The sequence below is a fragment of the Candidatus Nitrotoga sp. M5 genome (assembly GCF_927904885.1).
Taxonomy (GTDB): Bacteria; Pseudomonadota; Gammaproteobacteria; order Burkholderiales; family Gallionellaceae; genus Nitrotoga.
Window position 1 is genome coordinate 67,011 of sequence record NZ_CAKMNW010000052.1, and the last position, 18,420, is coordinate 85,430.

The window sequence follows — 18,420 nt, forward strand, 5'->3', positions numbered from 1 at the left end:
AAAAAAACGGTTTACGATGTAGCGCAATGGATCGTGCTGCCCGGAAAGTTGTTTATGCTACCCATCCAGATGGTCGTCATATCATTACTGATTATCCTCGATCATTGATGCCAATTGGGGCATTCTATGCCATCAAGTGGACTTGGATAACTCTTCGTTCTCAAGGTCTGTTTCGTAGACAGTCGATGCTGTTTGCGCGCTCGTCAATGCATCACCGAAGTCGCTGCGCTGTTCAGTCGGTACACTCAAACGCTGCAAGGCACGTCTACCGACATATACGGATAGTGACAAGTGAACAGCACTGCTAAATACGTATAGTCCACTCGGTCCAAAAGCGCCGATCACCAGTGCTGCAAGCAATGGTCCCGCGATGGCGCCCAAGCCATACAAGAGCAATAAGCCGCTTGAGACCTGCACATATTCGTCAAATCTCGCATGATCGTTAATGAGAGCCACTGCAATTGAATACAATGGGAACGCCAGGCCTCCCCACAACGCGCCGAGCAGCATTAATGAGAGTTCAGGGATCCTTGAGCCTGCGAAGACAATCACCATGCCAGCAACTCCAGCGCCGAGCGCTATAAAAGCCAGAACTCGGCGTCGGTCCAAGCGATCAGACAGAAGGCCGAGTGGCCATTGACAAATAGCACCGCCGATCACACCGCTGGTCATGTACCACGCAGCTGAATCTGTATTGCCGGTGACCTGTGACGCAAAAACTGCCGAGATTGCCCAGAAAGAACCATTGGTCAGCCCGGCGGCAAAACAGCTCGCAGAACCCGATGGTGATAGCTCAAACAATCGACGTAGATTGAGCCGCACAACCTGTGGTTTCACTGGTTCATCGGATCGTGATAAGACGACTGGGATTAACGCTAACGATACGAGAATTGAGGTAACCACGAAGAGCTCTAACTCGCGCGGATCGTACAGGAACATCATCAACTGGCCCAACGCTATCACTGTTAGTGTTATGAAAACGTAGATCGAGAACAGTCTACCTCTGGTCTCGTTGTTAGCACATCCATTTAGCCAGCTTTCAATAACCACATAGAGCACAGCAAAACAAAAGCCGGTCAGGAAGCGCAATACGCCCCATAACCAAGGGTCGGCCCACAGGCCTAGCACCAGAGGCATCGATGACGCTGCAGCGGTCATAGCCGCGAATACTCGCACATGTCCTACGCCGCGAAGAAGTGCTCCGCCACGGAGACAACCGATGGTGAAACCAAGGAAATATGATGCTCCTATTGCGCCAATCGTTACCGTCGAAAAGTTCTCTAGTGCCGCGCGTGTCGGAACCAGTATGCCCTGCAAGCCTTGGCCAGCCAGGAGAATTGCCACGCCAAACAACAGGGCAGAGGCCTTCGCCAGCGTGTGCTTCATTGCGTATGACCGCAACGACTTTCAATAAATTCGAAGTCAGTCTGAACGCATCGAGCTAATCTTGCCCAGTATAAAACCGAAGCGACAAGCTCTTGAGTGAAGAGATCATTCATTGCCTTATTTCCTTGTCTCTCAGGTCAGTGTTGAATTCCAGTACCTTACAGGATTATGGTACAAGTGACGAGCAGTTATCACGACATGGCGAATAAACTTTTACTCGAATTCGGCAGGGCCACTATTAACAAACCTCCGATAATCCAAATCGATCCCCATATTTTTATAGATTAATTAAGACTGTCTTCAGAATCAATTTGTTAAACCGCTTTAACGTTAACCCGTGCTTCTTAATTTATGCCACTTGAATGAATCAGCGCACGTGTTGCATGCACAGTTTGCACATCAAGGTGGCTCGTCAGATGAGCTAACAACATGATTTACAAACACAGCGTTGATTAAACTCTCATAATTGAAAATGCCAGATTTTGTTTTGAGGAACAGCTTAACTACCATCTACTAAAGTAGGTGGGTTAGCGCAGCCCAGCGCAGAGGACTAAAGTCCTCCTGCACGCGCCTAGCTAAACACGTAACACCAGCAGGGAGGAACGTGATGTAGATGTTCCTCTCTTGCTGAATTTGCAAGGCTCAAGCTGACCGGCTAAAGCCGGTGGTTAAAACCTTGTAATAAAATGTGTATTGTTCAGCATATTCTCGCTCACGACGAAAGATTACTTGCCAGCAGCAAATGTCTGAAGTAGTCGCGTATTGCAACATCTTGACTGACAAATTTGTAAAAATAACAGTTTCTTATACCAGCCCCTGCTCGATCATCGCATCGGCAACACGAGTAAATCCGGCAATATTGGCGCCGAGCACGATATTGCCGGGCGCCTCGTATTTGATTGCGGTATCGCGCGCGCGCGCGTAAATATCCGCCATTATGGCTTTGAGCTGGGTATCAACCTGTTCGAAGGTCCAGCGTTGCATGCTCGCATTTTGAGCCATCTCGAACTGACTGGTGGCAACGCCTCCGGCATTGGCCGCCTTGCCCGGCCCGTAAAGTAATTTCGCGTCGAGTAGCAGGTCGACTGCATCCGGTGTGCTCGGCATGTTCGCTCCCTCACTGACTGCAATACAACCGTTGTTTACCAATGCTTCAGCATCTGCTCGGGTCAGCTCATTCTGCGTTGCACACGGAAAGGCCAGTTCGCCGGGTATGCGCCACACTGCGTGACCGTCTTCGGGATAATCGTCAAGCGGAATGAAGTGAGCTCTCACGTGGCGCTGAACATAATTTTTAAGACTGACTTTCTCCACCTCCTTGAGGGTCTTGAGCGTTTCCAGCTTGATGCCGTCCGGATCGTGGATCGTGCCGGTGGAATCGGAACAGGTGAGTGGCCGAGCACCGCATTGATAGAGCTTCTCGATCAGATAGATGGCAACGTTGCCCCCACCGGAAACCAGGCAATCGCGCCCTGCGAGTTCAAGACCTTGGTTTGCGAGCATCTCCTGCGCGAAGTAGACGCAACCGTAGCCGGTCGCTTCTTTGCGGACCAGGGAGCCACCCCACAACAGGCTCTTGCCTGTGAGCACACCTTCGTAACGGCCTGTGAGACGTTTGTACTGACCGAACAGGTAACCGATTTCACGCGCACCTACACCGACGTCTCCAGCAGGCACGTCAGTGTTGGGTCCTACATGCCGATACATTTCGTTCATAAACGACTGGCAGAAACGCATTATCTCAGCATCAGACCGTCCTTTGGGATCGAAATTTGCGCCGCCCTTGCCCCCACCGATGGGCAGGCCGGTGAGTGCGTTTTTGAAGACCTGTTCGAAGCCGAGAAACTTGATGATGCCAGCATTGAGGTTAGGGTGAAAGCGCAAGCCGCCCTTATAAGGTCCCAGCGCAGAGTTGAATTCGACTCGATAGCCCTTGTTGACATGGATATTTCCGTGATCGTCCATCCACGGCACGCGAAACATGATCTGACGCTCGGGTTCGACGATGCGCTCGATGATTGCATGTCGACGATATCTCTCCTCTGTTTCCAGCACCGCACGCAAAGATTCCAGAATCTCCTCTACCGCCTGATAGAACTCGGTCTGAGCCGGGCTGCTGCGCTGCAGCGCGACGATTGTTTCATGTACGTAAGTCATTGTTGTTACCTTTTATTACTTGATTTTTCATTTGATATTTGGTTCCCAGCAAACACAAACGTAATCGATTACAGGAGTTAGCAAGCGCCGCAAGGTGAACATTGCACGCAATCTATAGCATTCTATCGAGTGTCAATCGCATGCGACGAACATGCACTGAAGCATTCAGTTGTGATGCCTAATGGAGGCACTGCGGGAAGCCAATGGTCGAACTGGTACTTCTTTTTGAGTCTATTTCAATTGGCTGTGCCTATTCGCTCGCCGATTGTAGCAGGCAAAGTTCGTACGCTGTTTATCAGCCTTGGTTTGGCAATTGTCGCATCAACGAACTCTGGGTACCACTTTGTCTGTGCATAGAGAATTTCCGCGTACACGCCCCGCACTGGCTCAGGCCCTCACCAACTTGTAGTAGGCTAATTACTACGTGCTGGTTCCTTTTTTCAAGCTTGCATCAACTTGAGTCTGTTACAGCCTCGTTGCGGAACCAGCTGCCAACTATACGAGTCTTAGGTATATGGAGTACTGATCCTGCCTGATTCGGCAGTAGTTAGCCCCAGTTACCGCGAAGTGTCATCTTTGTACGGGTCACCTAACGAACAGGTCGGGATCATTTGATAAAAAAATTTTCACGGGCTATGGTTTCTCACTTACTGAGTACAAGCGCGATGTAGTGTTCGGCTGGTATCATTACGGTGTTGGGTTAATGCTGTGTCTTACGCGAATGATCGCTAAGGTGACGGAATTTTCCTGAAAAGTTTACATGAGGAGAGTAGCAATTAAACTATTCATTATATTTAGTCTATTAAGCATATTCGCTTTACTTGTAGCAAGTCAGTTAGCGCGCGCCAGAGAAATTCTGAATGATGGAGAAGCTGCGCCGAATTTCAAGCTGCCTGACCAGAACGGAAAGATTTATACGTTGGCGGATTTTAATGGACAGTGGTTAGTGCTGTATTTTTACCCAAAAGATGATACGTCAGGTTGCACTGAGCAAGCATGCAATTTTCGTGACGATCTACATCAATTAACTCGACTTGGTGCTCAGATTGTAGGTATCAGTGTGGACGACAGCAAGAGTCACGCTGATTTTGCCAAAAAATATTCACTTCCATTTCCATTGCTTGCGGACAAGAACGCTGATGTGACCAAGCGTTATGGCGTGCTAAGAAATCTTGGGATAATCAAGGTGGCACGGCGTAATACTTTTTTGATTGACCCGCAAGGTAAAATTAGTAAGGTATATAACAAGGTAAAAACATCACGTCATTCAAAAGAAATTATTGAAGATTTGAATAAATTATTGGCAGCTGAAACAGTATGAAAATTACTACCAGCAACAATTTAGCGCCTAAGTTATTTGTAGTATGTCGTATTTCTATCGAGGTTTCCGAACCCTGTTGTGGCGTTTAGATTTTTTCTATTGTGCTATAAGTAGTGTGCTTTCGTTTTTATCAATTTTTACTCTAACCCTAAATTAATATCTGATGCCATACATTACACTTGAAAAGGCCGCGCTTGCTTACGGCCATGTACCACTGCTTGATCATGTAAATTTCCAACTGGACGAAGGTGAGCGCGTCGGTATGATCGGGCGCAACGGCGGCGGTAAGTCCAGTATGTTAAAAGTACTGGCCGGACAGGCTGCGTTAGACGATGGAATTGTATGGAGTGCACCTGGTGTGCGCATCTGTTATGTAAGTCAAGAACCGGAGTTAAATGTTGAAGCGACTGTGTTTGACGAAGTTGCGCGCGGGCTGGGTGAGTTACAACAAATAATTACCGATTACCATCATTTGTCGCATCAACTTGCCGAACCGGATGCCGATTACGAAAGCCTGTTGGAGGCGATGCAACCTCTGCAAACAAAACTTGAAGCGCAAAATGGTTGGGCGGTGCAAGCGCGTATCGAGACTGCTATTCAACGTTTGGAGTTGAATGCGGACAGTCGAGTGGGTGATCTCTCCGGGGGAGTGCGTAAACGCGTGGCATTGGCGCAGGCATTGGTGGCTGAGCCGGATGTGTTGATTCTGGATGAGCCCACTAACCATCTTGATTTCTCAGCTATTGAATGGTTGGAAGGTTTGCTAAACAATTTTCGCGGCAGTGTTTTGTTCGTGACCCACGACCGACGATTCCTGGATAACGTTACTACCCGTATAGTCGAATTAGATCGTGGCAATCTTTCCAGTTTTCCCGGTAATTTTGCGGCTTACCTGCGCTTTAAGGAGTTGATGTTGCAGGATGAAGCGGTGCTCAACGCCAAGTTCGACAAAGTGCTAGCGCAAGAAGAGGTATGGATACGTCAGGGCATCAAAGCGCGAGGCGTGCGTAATGAAGGACGAGTGCGACGGCTGGAGCAGTTGCGGCGCGAGCGTAGTGCGCGGCGTGAGCGTGTGGGTAAAGTCGACATGAATCTGGAGGCGGGCGATCGGTCCGGTAAACTGGTGGCGGAACTGTCACACATCAGTAAATCTTTCGGTGACAGGCAAGTCATTAAAGATTTCTCCTGCCGTATCCAACGCGGCGACAAGATTGGCCTGCTAGGGCCAAACGGCTCTGGAAAGAGCACACTACTCAAAATTATCTTGGGCGAATTAGCCCCAGATAACGGCAAGGTGCATATGGGCACCAAGTTGGCAGTGGCGTATTTCGATCAATTGCGTGCGCAACTGAATGAAGATGCCACGCTAGCAGATACGATAAGTCAGGGAGCTGATTTTATTGAAATTGGTGGTGTGCGAAAACATATTATTAGTTATCTTGGCGATTTTTTATTCGCGCCAGAACGTGCCCGCTCGCCAGTTAAAAGTTTGTCCGGTGGTGAGCGCAACCGCTTGCTGTTGGCACGTTTGTTCAGTCGTCCGGCTAATGTATTGGTGCTTGACGAGCCGACCAATGACCTTGATATTGAAACTATGGAGCTGCTGGAAGACCTGCTTGCGGAATACGATGGCACACTGTTTTTAGTCAGCCATGACCGCGCTTTCCTCGACAATGTGGTCACTCAGGTTATCGCTTTCGAGGGTGATGGTCAATTGATGGAATACGTTGGTGGATATGAAGATTGGGTACGTGTTAAGAAGCAACAGGCTCTAAATCGAGCGTCCGTAAGTGCAGCTGTACCTGTCAAGACATCGCCGCAGGTTGAAGCTATTAAATCCAAACCTGTCACCAAGCTAAGCTTTAAAGAAGCGCGTGAGCTTGAACAGATTCCAGAGCGAATCGCGTCCCTGGAACAAGAGCAGGAAGAACTTGCTGCCACTTTGGGCGCAGGCAATCTTTACCGTGATAATCCCACCCACGCCAAACAGCTGCAAGAACGCACCGTAATTCTTGAGGATGAGTTATTGCAACTGATGGCACGTTGGGAAGAGTTAGAGAGCCGATAAGTTTTATCGACAGCACCACGCAGAACGAGTATGTTTGCGTGGTGTGGAGCGAATTATTGTGCTTGGGAACGTATCTTTCACATTATGCATTAAAGCTTAATATTAAACATAGCCTGCTTAGTAATACTTGCCGAGCATTTGCCGCCAGTTCAAATTGTATGATTCAACAGTTACGATGCACGAGTAGGCCGTTGATTTGCATGCATTGCGAGGAACAGTTTAGAAAACAAGCTTGAGTGCATTAGGCAACTAAAATGAACTAGTCTCAATCTGATCTGATAATGCACTTGTAAAAGTGAGCGTTACCGAGTTTGATATGGGTGTCGAATCCGTCATCAAACATAAAGAAAGGTAACGCTCATGTTTCATACTAACAACCCAATCATTAAACATAAAGCAGGATTGCTCAATCTTGCTTCAGAGCTTCAAAACGTCTCCAAAGCCTGCAAGATTTATGGGCGTATCAAGAGACACGTTTTATCGTTATCAAGAACTCGTTGAAACCGAAGGTTTAGAAGGACTTATCAATCGCGAGCGCCGCGTACCTAATCTCAAGAATCGTGTTGACGAACATACAGAACAAGCTGTCATCGGTTATGCAGTAGACTTTCCAGCACATGGTCAGCACCGCACCAGTAATGAATTACGTAAACGCGGTGTCTTTATTTCAGGCAGTGGCGTCCGCTCTATTTGGCTGAGACACAAACTTGAGAATTTCAAAGGCCGCTTGAGCGCACTGGAAGCCAAAGTCGCAAATGAGGGTCTTGTACTCAGCGATGCGCAAATTGCCGCACTTGAGCGCAAGCATGAGGATGATGTGGCCTGCGGTGAAATTGAAACGGCTCATCCCGGCATTAAAACACCGATTACTGCTGCTGACCTGCTGACCTGCTGAACGATAAAGTCCTGCCATTTTATACAAGCCACGACCTGCCTATGCTGCGTATCTTAACGGATCGCGGTACCGAGTATTGTGGCAAAGTAGAACAACATGACTACCAACTGTATCTTGCAATCAATGACATTGACCATACTAAAACCAAGGCGATGTCACCTCAGACGAACGGTATATGCGAGCGCTTCCACAAAAACATTTTGCAGGAATTTTACCAAGTCACATTTCGAAAAAAATTTTATGCCGATGTGGAAACCTTGCAGAAAGATCTAGACGAATGGCTCAATTATTACAGTAATGAAAGAATTCATCAGGGCAAGGTTTGCGATGGCAGAACGCCGGTGGAAACCTTACTCAGTGGGAAGCAGGTTTGGAGTGGAAAAAATCTAAACCAAATTTAATCTGACAGGCACCCTGAAATTCGGTAACTGTCAGATCAGGTCTGAGCTAGTACAACTAAAAGCAAGCTCACTTACTATCCGAAGAATTCTTTAACTTTATTCATCCAAGATTTTGCGCGTGGGCTATGGCGTTCGCTATCTCCTTCATTTATTTGCTCGAACTCGCGTAGCAATTCTTTTTGACGATCAGTGAGATTGGCAGGGGTTTCTACCATTACATGGCAGTGCAGATCGCCAAAGGTTGAGCTACGCACCCCTTTGATTCCCTTACCGCGAAGGCGAAAGACTTTCCCAGACTGCGTTTCAGCTGGGATCTTGATGCGTGCTGAACTATCCAGCGTAGGAATTTCAATTTCGCCACCCAGGGCGGCAATAACAAAACTGATCGGCATTTCGCAATGCAGGTCGTTGTGGTCACGCTGGAATACCGTGTGCTGAGAGATACGGATTATTACATACAGGTCACCTGGTGGGCCTCCGTTGCTGCCAAGCTCTCCTTCGCCGGACAAGCGGATACGGTCATCGTTATCAACTCCAGCCGGAATTTTTATAGACAATGTCTTATGTTGCTTAATGCGACCTGTGCCGTGGCAAGAGCCACACGGTGATATGATAGATTTACCGCTGCCATGGCAGCGTGGGCAGGTTTGCTGTATAGAAAAGAATCCCCCCTGCTGCATGCGTACCTGCCCATGCCCGCCACACGTGGTACAGGTAGTCGTGCTCGTACCTGCCTTGGCTCCGCTGCCATGGCAGGTATCGCACTTGATTAAAGTCGGTATGCGAATTTGCGTTTCGGTGCCGCGTGCAGCCTGTTCCAACGTTACTTCCAAATTGTAACTCAGGTCGGCGCCACGGTGCATTTGATTGTGCCCGCGGGAGCTCGCTCCGCTCATTCCGGCGCCAAAGATATCGCCAAAAATGTCGCCGAAATGGGAGCCGGCTGAACCACCACTGAAACCTCCTCCACCCATACCCGCGTCAGCAGCGGCGTGCCCAAACTGGTCATAGCCAGCACGTTTCTGCGGGTCGGATAGTGTCTCATAAGCTTCTTTGGCTTCCTTGAAGCGTTCTTCAGCTTTAGGATTGTCCGGATTACGGTCAGGATGATTCTTCATTGCCTGTTTGCGATAAGATTTTTTTATGTCTTCATCTGACGCGTCACGGTTGACGCCTAGCACTTCGTAATAGTCACGTTTTTTCATTTTTGCATGATGCGTTAGGGGTTAATGATTTAAGATTTATGTAATGCATTTATTATTAAGATCATTAGCTTAATAATAAATACATAAATAGCATCTGTGTCTTTTTAGTCTTTTTCGATTTTTCGGCCGACTAAGTTGATGAGTATGTTCGATTCAAAGTGTTCAATTATAACAACGAACCAATTACAGCAATAACCAAGAACAGATGTCGCTGTATCAGGCCGAATTAATCATAAATTTTGGAAAGGAAGAAAGAGATGTCATCTAGTTAATTTTTGCATAGCTATAAGCAAAGCGATAATTAACTAGTTTCAAAGTCGCGGTGATTGCGCTTCGGACATCTCTCGTTCCACTTATACTACTTCTTTTCGTCTTTGGCTTTTTCGTCTTTTACTTTTTCATCTTTTACTTCGGTGAACTCTGCATCTACTACATCACTGTCATCGTTCTTATTGTCGGCTTGCGCATCAGACTCACCAGACTCGTGGGACTGACCAGCTTCAGCGGCATACATCTTTTCTGACAGTTTTTGCGCAGCAGTGGAGAGTGCTTCTGCTTTGGCGTCTATTATTTCCTTGTCGTCGCCTTTCACTACTTCTTGAGCTTCTTTCAAAGCAGATTCTACTGCAGCTTTTTCATCCTCACTCAATTGTTCGCCATATTCCTTCATAGATTTTTGCGTGGAATGAATTAATCCATCAAGCTGATTACGCGATGTAACCAGTTCAATCGCCTTGCGGTCATCTTCGGCATACGCTTCTGCATCGTCAACCATTGTTTGAATTTCGGCTTCGGACAAACCGGAATTGGCTTTAATTGTAATCTTGGACTCTTTGCCGGTAGCTTTGTCTTTTGCGCCTACATGCAGAATTCCATTGGCATCAATGTCGAATGTCACTTCAATCTGCGGCATGCCTCTCGGAGAAGGCGGAATGTCGGAGAGGTTGAACTGTCCTAAGCTCTTATTTCCAGAAACAACTTCACGTTCACCTTGCAATACGTGGATAGTTACTGCACTCTGATTGTCCTCTGCGGTAGAGAAAACTTGTGAAGCTTTGGTTGGGATAGTGGTGTTTTTCTTGATCAGCTTGGTCATCACGCCGCCCAAGGTTTCAATACCTAAGCTGAGTGGAGTTACATCAAGTAGCAGAACATCTTTAACCTCACCTTGTAACACACCACCCTGAATGGCCGCACCCACTGCCACTGCTTCATCTGGGTTAACGTCACGACGCGCTTCCCTACCAAAAAATTCCTTGACTTTTTCATGCACCATCGGCATCCGCGTTTGTCCACCCACCAGAATCACGTCGGAGATATCGGCAGTGGAAACGCCCGCATCTTTCATTGCGATTTTACATGGGGCTATGGTGCGTGCAACCAATTCTTCCACCAAGCTTTCTAGCTTGGCGCGGGTAATTTTGAGAGCCAGATGTTTAGGGCCGCTGGCATCTGCCGTAATATAAGGAAGGTTTACCTCAGTTTGCTGTGCTGATGATAGTTCAATTTTGGCTTTTTCAGCTGCGTCTTTCAGACGTTGCAGAGCCAGCATATCTTTTTTCAGGTCGATACCGCTTTCCTTCTTGAATTCCTCTATCAGGTATTCAATTACGCGCATGTCAAAATCTTCGCCGCCCAGGAATGTGTCGCCGTTAGTGGATAGCACTTCGAACTGATGCTCTCCGTCAATTTCAGCGATGTCGATAATGGAAATATCAAAAGTGCCGCCACCCAAATCATATACCGCGATCTTGCGGTCGCCTTCCTGCTTATCCATACCAAATGCCAGCGCAGCAGCAGTTGGCTCATTAATGATGCGCTTTACCTCCAAACCGGCAATACGACCAGCGTCCTTAGTTGCCTGGCGTTGACTATCGTTAAAGTAGGCAGGCACTGTGATGACAGCTTCAGAAACCGATTCACCCAGGTAATCCTCAGCGGTCTTTTTCATTTTCATGAGTACTTGTGCGGAAATTTCCGGAATGGAAATATCTTTGTCACGAACCTTAACCCATGCATCACCGTTTTTGGCTTTAACGATGGGGTAAGGTACCATGCCCATATCCTTCTGCACCATTGGCTCATCAAAACGACGTCCGATCAGACGTTTGACACCGTATAGCGTGTTTTTAGGATTTGTTACTGCTTGCCGCTTTGCAGGTGCGCCAACCAATATTTCGCCGTCTTCCATATAAGCGATAATGGAAGGCGTGGTGCGAGTACCCTCAGCATTCTCAATCACCTTAGATTTGCCGTTTTCCATGACAGAAACGCACGAGTTCGTGGTGCCCAAGTCAATACCAATAATTTTACCCATAATGTTTCCTTTTAGATGTAATGTTGAAATTTTTTGCTGCCTGTATGTCCCTAATCTGTGGGCAGCAGATGCCTATTTCAAGTTGTTACGATAAATTTTTGCATAAGACCGCGAAAATGCAATTAAAAAATAGCTGACTGCCGTTTAATTATGTAGTTGTCATTCCTTTGCCTTGGCCACCATCACTAATGCAGGTCGTAACACGCGGTCATGTAGTTGGTAGCCTTTTTGCATTACGCTCACAACCGTGTTGGCTTCTTGCTCACTGTCTACCATGCTGATGGCTTGGTGCCAGTGGGCGTCAAATTTTTCGCCGAGCGGATTGATCTCTGATATGTTAAATTTTGTGAATACAGCATCAAGCTGCTTGAGAGTTAGCTCCATGCCGCTCTTGAAACTTTCTACTGTAGCGGTTTCAACTGCTAATCCAGCTTCCAAGCTATCCTTCACCATCAGCATTTCATTGGAGAAGCTCTCCACGGCTAATTTCCTTGCTTTGCTGACGTCATCTTGTGCGCGACGACGAATATTCTCACTTTCTGCCTTGGCATACATCCAAGCGTCGTAGTGTTCCTGTGACTTGCGCTCAGCTTCTTGCAGCATCTCTTCAATACTTGGCATAACCTCCGAGTTATGCGTCTCTTCTGTTGGGGTAGCCTGTTCAGACTGTTGGGATGAGTCTTCGGTGGGTTCCATCTGCTTCTCCAAAATGATTTCATCAAAAATGTGTAACGTAGAAATGGGGTCGACTTTTTTGATTTCAAGGGCAATGCACAATATTATTTTATTGGCATGAGATAATCCATTTTTGCGGATATTGACCGTAAGTTCGATCCTATTTTTGTTGTTGTGACCCTACATAAAAACTATCACTGGCGCATCGCCGGCTTTTATTTCTTTTACTTCGCCTCTGTGGGCATGTTTGCGTCATATTGGAGTTTGTATCTGCAATCCATTCATTTCAATGCAATGCAAATTGCCGTTTTATTATCGGTTCAGCCAGTGATGCGGATGTTGTTTCCTACACTATGGGGCTGGCTGGCAGACCGCACCGGGCAGCGTTTGCTGGTAGTGCAGCTGGCAGCGTTGTGCAGTGTCCTCAGTTATTTAGGCGTTTTCTTCACGATAGAATTTACCGGCTTGTTGTTGGTAATGATGGTGATGAGCTTTTTCTGGAGTGCTTCCATGCCGCTTGTGGAGGCGACTACGCTGACCTATCTGGGTAAGCACACTGCACATTATGGGCGTATTCGTTCTTGGGGATCGGTTGGATTTATTGTGGCGGTCTTAGGACTAGGCCATGCGTTTGACTATATCGCTATCGCCTGGATATTGTGGGTAGGTGTAGCGATTCAATTAGGCATTTTGCTGTTTGCACGTCAGATTCCTCCCACCGAGGTGTTGGCGCACCATACCGACAGTCAGTCCATCATGCGTTTGGTATTTCAGCCACAAGTGTTGGTATTGTTTGGCGCATGTTTTTTGATGGCTCTGGCGCATGGGCCTCTTTACATTTTTTATTCTATTTATTTGGTGGATAATGATTATTCGAAAAGTGCAGTGGGCTGGCTGTGGGCGCTGGGTGTAATTTGCGAGATTGCGGTATTTTTCGCCATGCCGTGGCTAATGTTTCGTTTCACCTTGTCGATAATTATGATGGTAAGTTTTGCCTGTGCAGTGATGCGCTTTTTGTTGATTGGCTGGGGGGTGGACTTTTTGCCGTTGTTGCTGTTTGCACAAGTGTTACATGCGGCTACCTTTGGTGCCTTTCATGCGGTGGGTATGGCGCTGGTACATCAATTTTTCCGCGGGCGGCATCAGTCCAAAGGGCAGGCGCTGTTTGGTAGCATTACATATGGCGCGGGTGGTGTGGTTGGTGGATTATTGAGTGCCCCGTTATGGGAACACTGGGGTGCAAGCATAATGTACTCGTTCAGTGCCTTGGCTGCGTTTTTGGGGTTATTATTATTAGTTTGGAAATTTAAACATAGTGATGTTGTTTGGCAACCTGTCGAACCTAACAAATAATAACTACTTTTGCAGCCGATTCGCCTTAATAACGCCTCTAAAAAATTAAATTTAGATTAGAGGCGCCCTTAAGACTAAACTAACTTCATATTGGAAGAATCCTCCCCTTTTTCCTTCTTTTAGTTATTGCTATGTTGCGGTATGCTCCACGTAGTAATTTCCTTTCACGGAGATAAAAGATGTACAAAAAACTAATAATACTGGTGTTTCTACTAGCGTCTACAATGGCAGTAAAGGCCGCGCCCAATACGGCTATTGCCCATAAAAAAGTTGGCACTTTGACTAAAGCGGTGCTGACGTACCCTTCATCGCCAAAACTGAGGTCATCGATTGCACTGATTTACGATGAACAGGAACAACGCCCCTTGTTTAGCAAGAATGCGAATGCAATCGTACCTATTGCGTCCATCACTAAACTAATGGCTGCGATGGTTGTTTTGGATGCAAAGTTGCCGTTGGAAGAAAAAATTGCTATTAGCGCGATTGATTCGGATACTCTAAAAAACACTTATTCACGTATGAGAATCGGTATGACGCTGACACGTGGTGAATTACTTAATCTGGCGCTAATGTCTTCTGAAAATCGTGCGGCGGCTGCATTAGCGCGCACTTATCCGGGGGGCACCAAGGCAGCCGTGGCGAAGATGAATGCAAAGGCGCTCAAACTGGGCATGAAAAATACCCATTTTCGTGATGCGACTGGTTTGAACAGTGGCAATACTTCTACTGCGCATGACCTGGTAAAAATGTTGAGTGCAGCACAACACTACAAGCTTATCCATAAGTACACCACTACTGAGTCACACATGGTTGCAGCACCTGGATTTCCCCAACTTCGTTATGGGAATACCAATCCGTTGGTGAGGAATGCATCTTGGGATATCGGTGTGAGTAAAACTGGCTACATCAATGAAGCAGGTCGCTGCCTAGTGATGCATACCCGTATTATGAATCGTCCGGTGATCATTGTGTTATTGGACTCACATGGAAAGTATACGCGCGTTGCTGATGCCAAACGCATAAAAAAATGGATGGAAAGCGCCATGACACGCACACCAGATAAGAACATATAATCTAACGGCTGAGTAATATAGGGGGGAATTCTGAAAATCATCGCTGTCAACTTGCAGAAAGCCCGAATCACTAAAATTCTTGATCAACTCGCTCTATCTACCCGAGCACCGCTTGGAACGCCCGCATAAATCCACGATTTCCGAGTCACCCTACGGATCCGTGCTCGCTCCTTTAAACTCTCCCCATCACTGGGCTTATCTTTACCATGGGGGCTTTCGCCTGAAGTACTAAACGCAGAAAACTTTTTGATTATTTGTGCTAACTGCACCGGAATGCAGTAATTTTCGATAGATTGTCACAGTGTTTGACAACCGAGAATGCTTTCAGTAAATTCAAAACTCATGGGAAAAGTGGATTATTTTTTCTAGACTCTGAACTGACGTTTCGGCACCTTGATTTGCTAGCAAAGTACTTAACTTATGGGTACCAGCGGAGGATGCTAGATTGAACCCGCAACATCGGCGATTTTTGATACTTAGTAGCCTTGTTGTGCCGGTTGCGATGTTTGTCGTTTTTGCTGTCATGGTGTCTCTTGGTCCCGATGAATGGGTGGCGGTTGAAGCAAAAGTGCTAGGAACGAGCATCATCTCTCAGCAATACGGTGGGCCACCCGAGTGGGCGTTAATAGCCAACTTCAGTTATCGCGCTGCCAATAATGACTATGCTGAAAACAGTCATGAAATATTCTCGAGCCCCGACTGGGAAGAGGTGAAAGCCCAGCAAAAAAAGTGGCCACCAGGCCGAACAATGACCGTGTACCACCATCCGGACAATCCGGGGTTGACTTCGCCGGTCTTGGATGGCGGCCGAGAAACAAGGGCAGTGTTGGCTGCCATGATGACGCCAGTCGTTATCTTCCTCTTCGTATTACTAACCTATTTGGTTAGGAAGCGCCTGCAGCTGAAGTAGCATAACGGAGCCTGGCCTGATAGCTTTTGGTGGAATTCGGTAAGCTGGTCACGTCCAATATATTTTTTGCGAGATGAATGGATCATTTTTATGAAAATCGTTAAAGCACTGTTGCTCACTTTATTTGTACTGCTGGCCGCCTGTGGCTCCAACGATTCTAGTGACGTTGGCATGGGCCCACTCACTCCAATCATCAAGTCCGACACAGGGAAAATCTGGTCAATACGCAATGATGGCGACTCGGTAGCGATGGAAAATAAAAATGATAATGGATCCGTTCAATATTTCTATGTGAATCCTAACTCTGGAGAAGAAGGTCAAAGAGAAATTTCAGTAGAGCTGAATTTCAAGCAATCGCAGCCGGAATCACTTGCAGGGCTACTATACGGCTTTCAATCCAATCCGAAATCCTATTTCTTATTTGCTGCCGGCAACGACGAAAATATCGGCCTGTACCACGTAGGTGAAAATGGTTTTGGAGAAATTATGATATTTAGCGTAGACAATTATGATCCTGAAAAAGTGCGGCTCGCTATCCAGGAGCGAGGTAATACTATCGCCCTGTTTGTTAACGGCACGGAAAAATCGACCTTTTCGAATGACCGTACAGGCCGTGGTGCCGCCGGTATAGTAGCCGTGGGGAAGGGAACATTTCAATTTAGTCGCTTTAACATTAAGGTATCCGGTAAGGTAGCAGAGAGAGTCAGAGGTAACGAAGGAGACGACAACAGGGCGATATCTGCAACTGCTAAGAGCCAAAAAAACGTCATCTTCCAAGAGCTACGTGATGAAAAAAATGGCATGGTAAAAAGTCGTCACCCCTTTCCAGAAGGCTGGCGATTTGCTGCGAAAAACAACAACAATTTATTTATTGAAGGCCCAAACAATATTGAAGTGTATGCCGGCTTCGCAGGTCAGTACGTCTTTTCTGATGATCCCTTTGCAGTTAAATCTGCTCGTATGGCAGGTGGCAAGGTCGCTCGACCGGTACCGCTTAAACAGTTTGCCGAGCAGCAACACAGTAAACACTTGTCACAGCAAGGGTTTTCCCTGGTAACCACTTACCCGATGCCACAGGTGAACAACTACTACGAATTAGTATCTGCAGGAATGCCGCAAGGTTTGAGCCGACGTAACTTCTACAGTCTTGGCGCTGAGTGGAAGCGCCAAGACGGCACTCGCGTATTTTCAATTTTGGTTCAGCACGTATTGCACAAAGATGCTTATACGGTGTGGGGGGTTCAATACGCCGATATGTATTCATCGAGTGCACAGTTCGAACAGGCGAAGGCAGACTATAGATACGCCGTAGAGAATTCAGAACTCAACCCGCAGTATCAAATATTCAAAAACAATGAACTATTAGATTTTTTGAGAAGGGATGGGGAAAAATGGCAAACGCTTACTGCGCAAAGCCAGGCCGCACATCTGGGCAGAATGAACGCTATTCTTGCCCGAAGTGAATCAAGCTCGAGCATTGCAAAAATCAACAGTGACATTCTGGATATCAGCCACGCAGGCTATCTAAAGAGAAGCAATATGATTAGTGCTGGCCAAGCCAAGTCAGTCGACATGCTTGGCGGAACCAGTATCATTGCCAATCCCAACACGGGTGAACACTATCGCGTAGAGGCTGGAGCAAGTCACTACTGGGTCAATAATCAAGGAAAGTTCTTCAACACCGAAAACGCACTTGTCGATCCGAGAACCGATATCAACATTAGTGACCAACAGTGGGAAAAATATGAGCTGGTGAGATAAGTGTAGGCGTCTAGCGCGAATCATATTAGTGGTGAGTTCATTGCCAGCCTGACTCTTGGAGAGTGTCGATCCGAACATCCATTTGTTCCATTTGATCGTAAGTATTTGAAATGATTCCTGCAGTTCGACTTGCCTGCTAAGATTCATCAAAGTGCTTCTGATCGAAAGGGCGAAATCCGAAGTATACGATTTTCCATAATTATTCCGATTGAGATTCTAACGACCCGTATCAGCGTCGCGGCTCTGCCGCGTCCGGCTGCATGCGTTAGTTATGTGATTAATGACTTGCCATATTTTTCTATCATTTCGGCTGCAGTCTTATCATGCGTACTATTTGAAAAGCTGTAGTAAGAGGGTTTTTTATCAATATACGATTGGCGTTCAAGTACAAACTGATTCTGATCTTCAAAAAGACCGGCAGGAATAAAGTAATGCATGTTCTCTTTCAATCGATAAAACAGCTGGCTGCCGCAAAGTTTACAAAAGCCGCGCTCCGCCCAATCCGAAGAGCTATATATTGAAATATTCTCTCCCCCAAGAAAAGATACATCGCTACCACAATGGGCACCAATAAGTGGTCCGCTTCCCCATTTTCTGCACATCTCGCAATGACATGCACCGATACTTTATTAGCGCTGCTGGCTGTAAACCTAATAGCACCGCAGAGGCATGAGCCGTTTCCCTCAAATACTTCGTTCATTTTTTTCTTAAGTACAGAAATTTAGATTAAACACGTAACTATTTAATATCAGGCAAATAAGCCCGATATTTCCAGTGTATTCACCGTAAAAACAGGAAAATATATTTCGATATTAATATCAATGCACTTTATCTGGATACCTACAGCTTTATCTATAATCGCATTCATTTGTGCCTTAATATTAAAATATGTCCAAAA

At 46.6% G+C, this 18,420-nt stretch carries 12 protein-coding genes and 1 pseudogene; 7 read left to right on the forward strand and 6 right to left on the reverse strand.

The annotated features are described in order from the left end of the window. Nucleotides 1-132: 132 nt before the first annotated feature. Nucleotides 133-1,386, reverse strand: coding sequence for an MFS transporter (locus MJ770_RS10180; RefSeq protein ID WP_239253580.1), 1,254 nt, complete (start codon nt 1,384-1,386; stop codon nt 133-135). An 804-nt stretch (nt 1,387-2,190) separates the two neighbouring features. Continuing rightward, the gene (gene gdhA, locus MJ770_RS10185) at nt 2,191-3,543 is read right to left on the reverse strand and encodes an NADP-specific glutamate dehydrogenase (RefSeq protein ID WP_239253583.1); all 1,353 of its coding nucleotides are present in this window, start codon (nt 3,541-3,543) and stop codon (nt 2,191-2,193) included. A gap of 760 nt (nt 3,544-4,303) precedes the next feature. On the opposite strand from gdhA, the gene MJ770_RS10190 reads away from it, so the two are divergent. From MJ770_RS10190 to MJ770_RS10200, 3 genes and pseudogenes are all read left to right on the forward strand, one after another. Next, a complete protein-coding gene (locus MJ770_RS10190) occupies nt 4,304-4,864 on the forward strand; it encodes a peroxiredoxin (RefSeq protein ID WP_239253584.1) in 561 nt (186 codons plus the stop codon). Nucleotides 4,865-5,027: 163 nt separating this feature from the next. Beyond that, nucleotides 5,028-6,932, forward strand: coding sequence for an ATP-binding cassette domain-containing protein (locus MJ770_RS10195; protein ID WP_239253588.1), 1,905 nt, complete (start codon nt 5,028-5,030; stop codon nt 6,930-6,932). A 360-nt stretch (nt 6,933-7,292) separates the two neighbouring features. Beyond that, nucleotides 7,293-8,228, forward strand: a pseudogene (locus MJ770_RS10200) (helix-turn-helix domain-containing protein). Between the two features lie 74 nt (nt 8,229-8,302). Here MJ770_RS10200 and dnaJ read toward each other — a convergent pair. The 3 genes from dnaJ to grpE form a co-directional block, all read right to left on the reverse strand. Then, nucleotides 8,303-9,433 (reverse strand): molecular chaperone DnaJ, encoded by a 1,131-nt coding sequence (dnaJ, locus tag MJ770_RS10205; protein WP_239253592.1) that lies wholly within the window; start codon nt 9,431-9,433, stop codon nt 8,303-8,305. A 358-nt stretch (nt 9,434-9,791) separates the two neighbouring features. Beyond that, nucleotides 9,792-11,750, reverse strand: coding sequence for a molecular chaperone DnaK (dnaK, locus tag MJ770_RS10210; protein ID WP_239253595.1), 1,959 nt, complete (start codon nt 11,748-11,750; stop codon nt 9,792-9,794). Between the two features lie 159 nt (nt 11,751-11,909). Continuing rightward, entirely contained in the window at nt 11,910-12,446 is a 537-nt protein-coding gene (grpE, locus tag MJ770_RS10215) for a nucleotide exchange factor GrpE (protein WP_239253602.1), read from the reverse strand. 153 nt (nt 12,447-12,599) lie between these two features. Between grpE and MJ770_RS10220 the strand changes: the two genes are divergently transcribed. The 4 genes from MJ770_RS10220 to MJ770_RS10235 all read left to right on the forward strand — a co-directional run bounded on the left by MJ770_RS10220 (nt 12,600) and on the right by MJ770_RS10235 (nt 17,522). Continuing rightward, the gene (locus MJ770_RS10220) at nt 12,600-13,778 is read left to right on the forward strand and encodes an MFS transporter (RefSeq protein WP_239253604.1); all 1,179 of its coding nucleotides are present in this window, start codon (nt 12,600-12,602) and stop codon (nt 13,776-13,778) included. A gap of 179 nt (nt 13,779-13,957) precedes the next feature. Continuing rightward, nucleotides 13,958-14,851 (forward strand): D-alanyl-D-alanine endopeptidase, encoded by an 894-nt coding sequence (gene pbpG / locus MJ770_RS10225; protein WP_239253606.1) that lies wholly within the window; start codon nt 13,958-13,960, stop codon nt 14,849-14,851. Between the two features lie 445 nt (nt 14,852-15,296). Next, complete coding sequence (locus MJ770_RS10230; RefSeq protein ID WP_239253609.1) at nt 15,297-15,761, forward strand: DUF3592 domain-containing protein; 465 nt, start codon at nt 15,297-15,299, stop codon at nt 15,759-15,761. A 90-nt stretch (nt 15,762-15,851) separates the two neighbouring features. Then, the gene (locus MJ770_RS10235; protein ID WP_239253610.1) at nt 15,852-17,522 is read left to right on the forward strand and encodes a hypothetical protein; all 1,671 of its coding nucleotides are present in this window, start codon (nt 15,852-15,854) and stop codon (nt 17,520-17,522) included. Nucleotides 17,523-17,791: 269 nt separating this feature from the next. Here the strand turns inward: MJ770_RS10235 and MJ770_RS10240 are convergent, their stop codons facing one another. Then, nucleotides 17,792-18,145, reverse strand: coding sequence for a GFA family protein (locus MJ770_RS10240; RefSeq protein ID WP_256448821.1), 354 nt, complete (start codon nt 18,143-18,145; stop codon nt 17,792-17,794). Nucleotides 18,146-18,420: the final 275 nt, after the last annotated feature.

Coding starts and splice junctions, on each gene's coding strand:
- MJ770_RS10180 (WP_239253580.1), bottom strand. CDS start 1,386: ATGAAGCACACGCTGGCGAAGGCCTCTGCCCTGTTGTTTGGCGTGGCA.
- gdhA (WP_239253583.1), bottom strand. CDS start 3,543: ATGACTTACGTACATGAAACAATCGTCGCGCTGCAGCGCAGCAGCCCG.
- MJ770_RS10190 (WP_239253584.1), top strand. CDS start 4,304: ATGAGGAGAGTAGCAATTAAACTATTCATTATATTTAGTCTATTAAGC.
- MJ770_RS10195 (WP_239253588.1), top strand. CDS start 5,028: ATGCCATACATTACACTTGAAAAGGCCGCGCTTGCTTACGGCCATGTA.
- dnaJ (WP_239253592.1), bottom strand. CDS start 9,433: ATGAAAAAACGTGACTATTACGAAGTGCTAGGCGTCAACCGTGACGCG.
- dnaK (WP_239253595.1), bottom strand. CDS start 11,750: ATGGGTAAAATTATTGGTATTGACTTGGGCACCACGAACTCGTGCGTT.
- grpE (WP_239253602.1), bottom strand. CDS start 12,446: ATGGAACCCACCGAAGACTCATCCCAACAGTCTGAACAGGCTACCCCA.
- pbpG (WP_239253606.1), top strand. CDS start 13,958: ATGTACAAAAAACTAATAATACTGGTGTTTCTACTAGCGTCTACAATG.
- MJ770_RS10235 (WP_239253610.1), top strand. CDS start 15,852: ATGAAAATCGTTAAAGCACTGTTGCTCACTTTATTTGTACTGCTGGCC.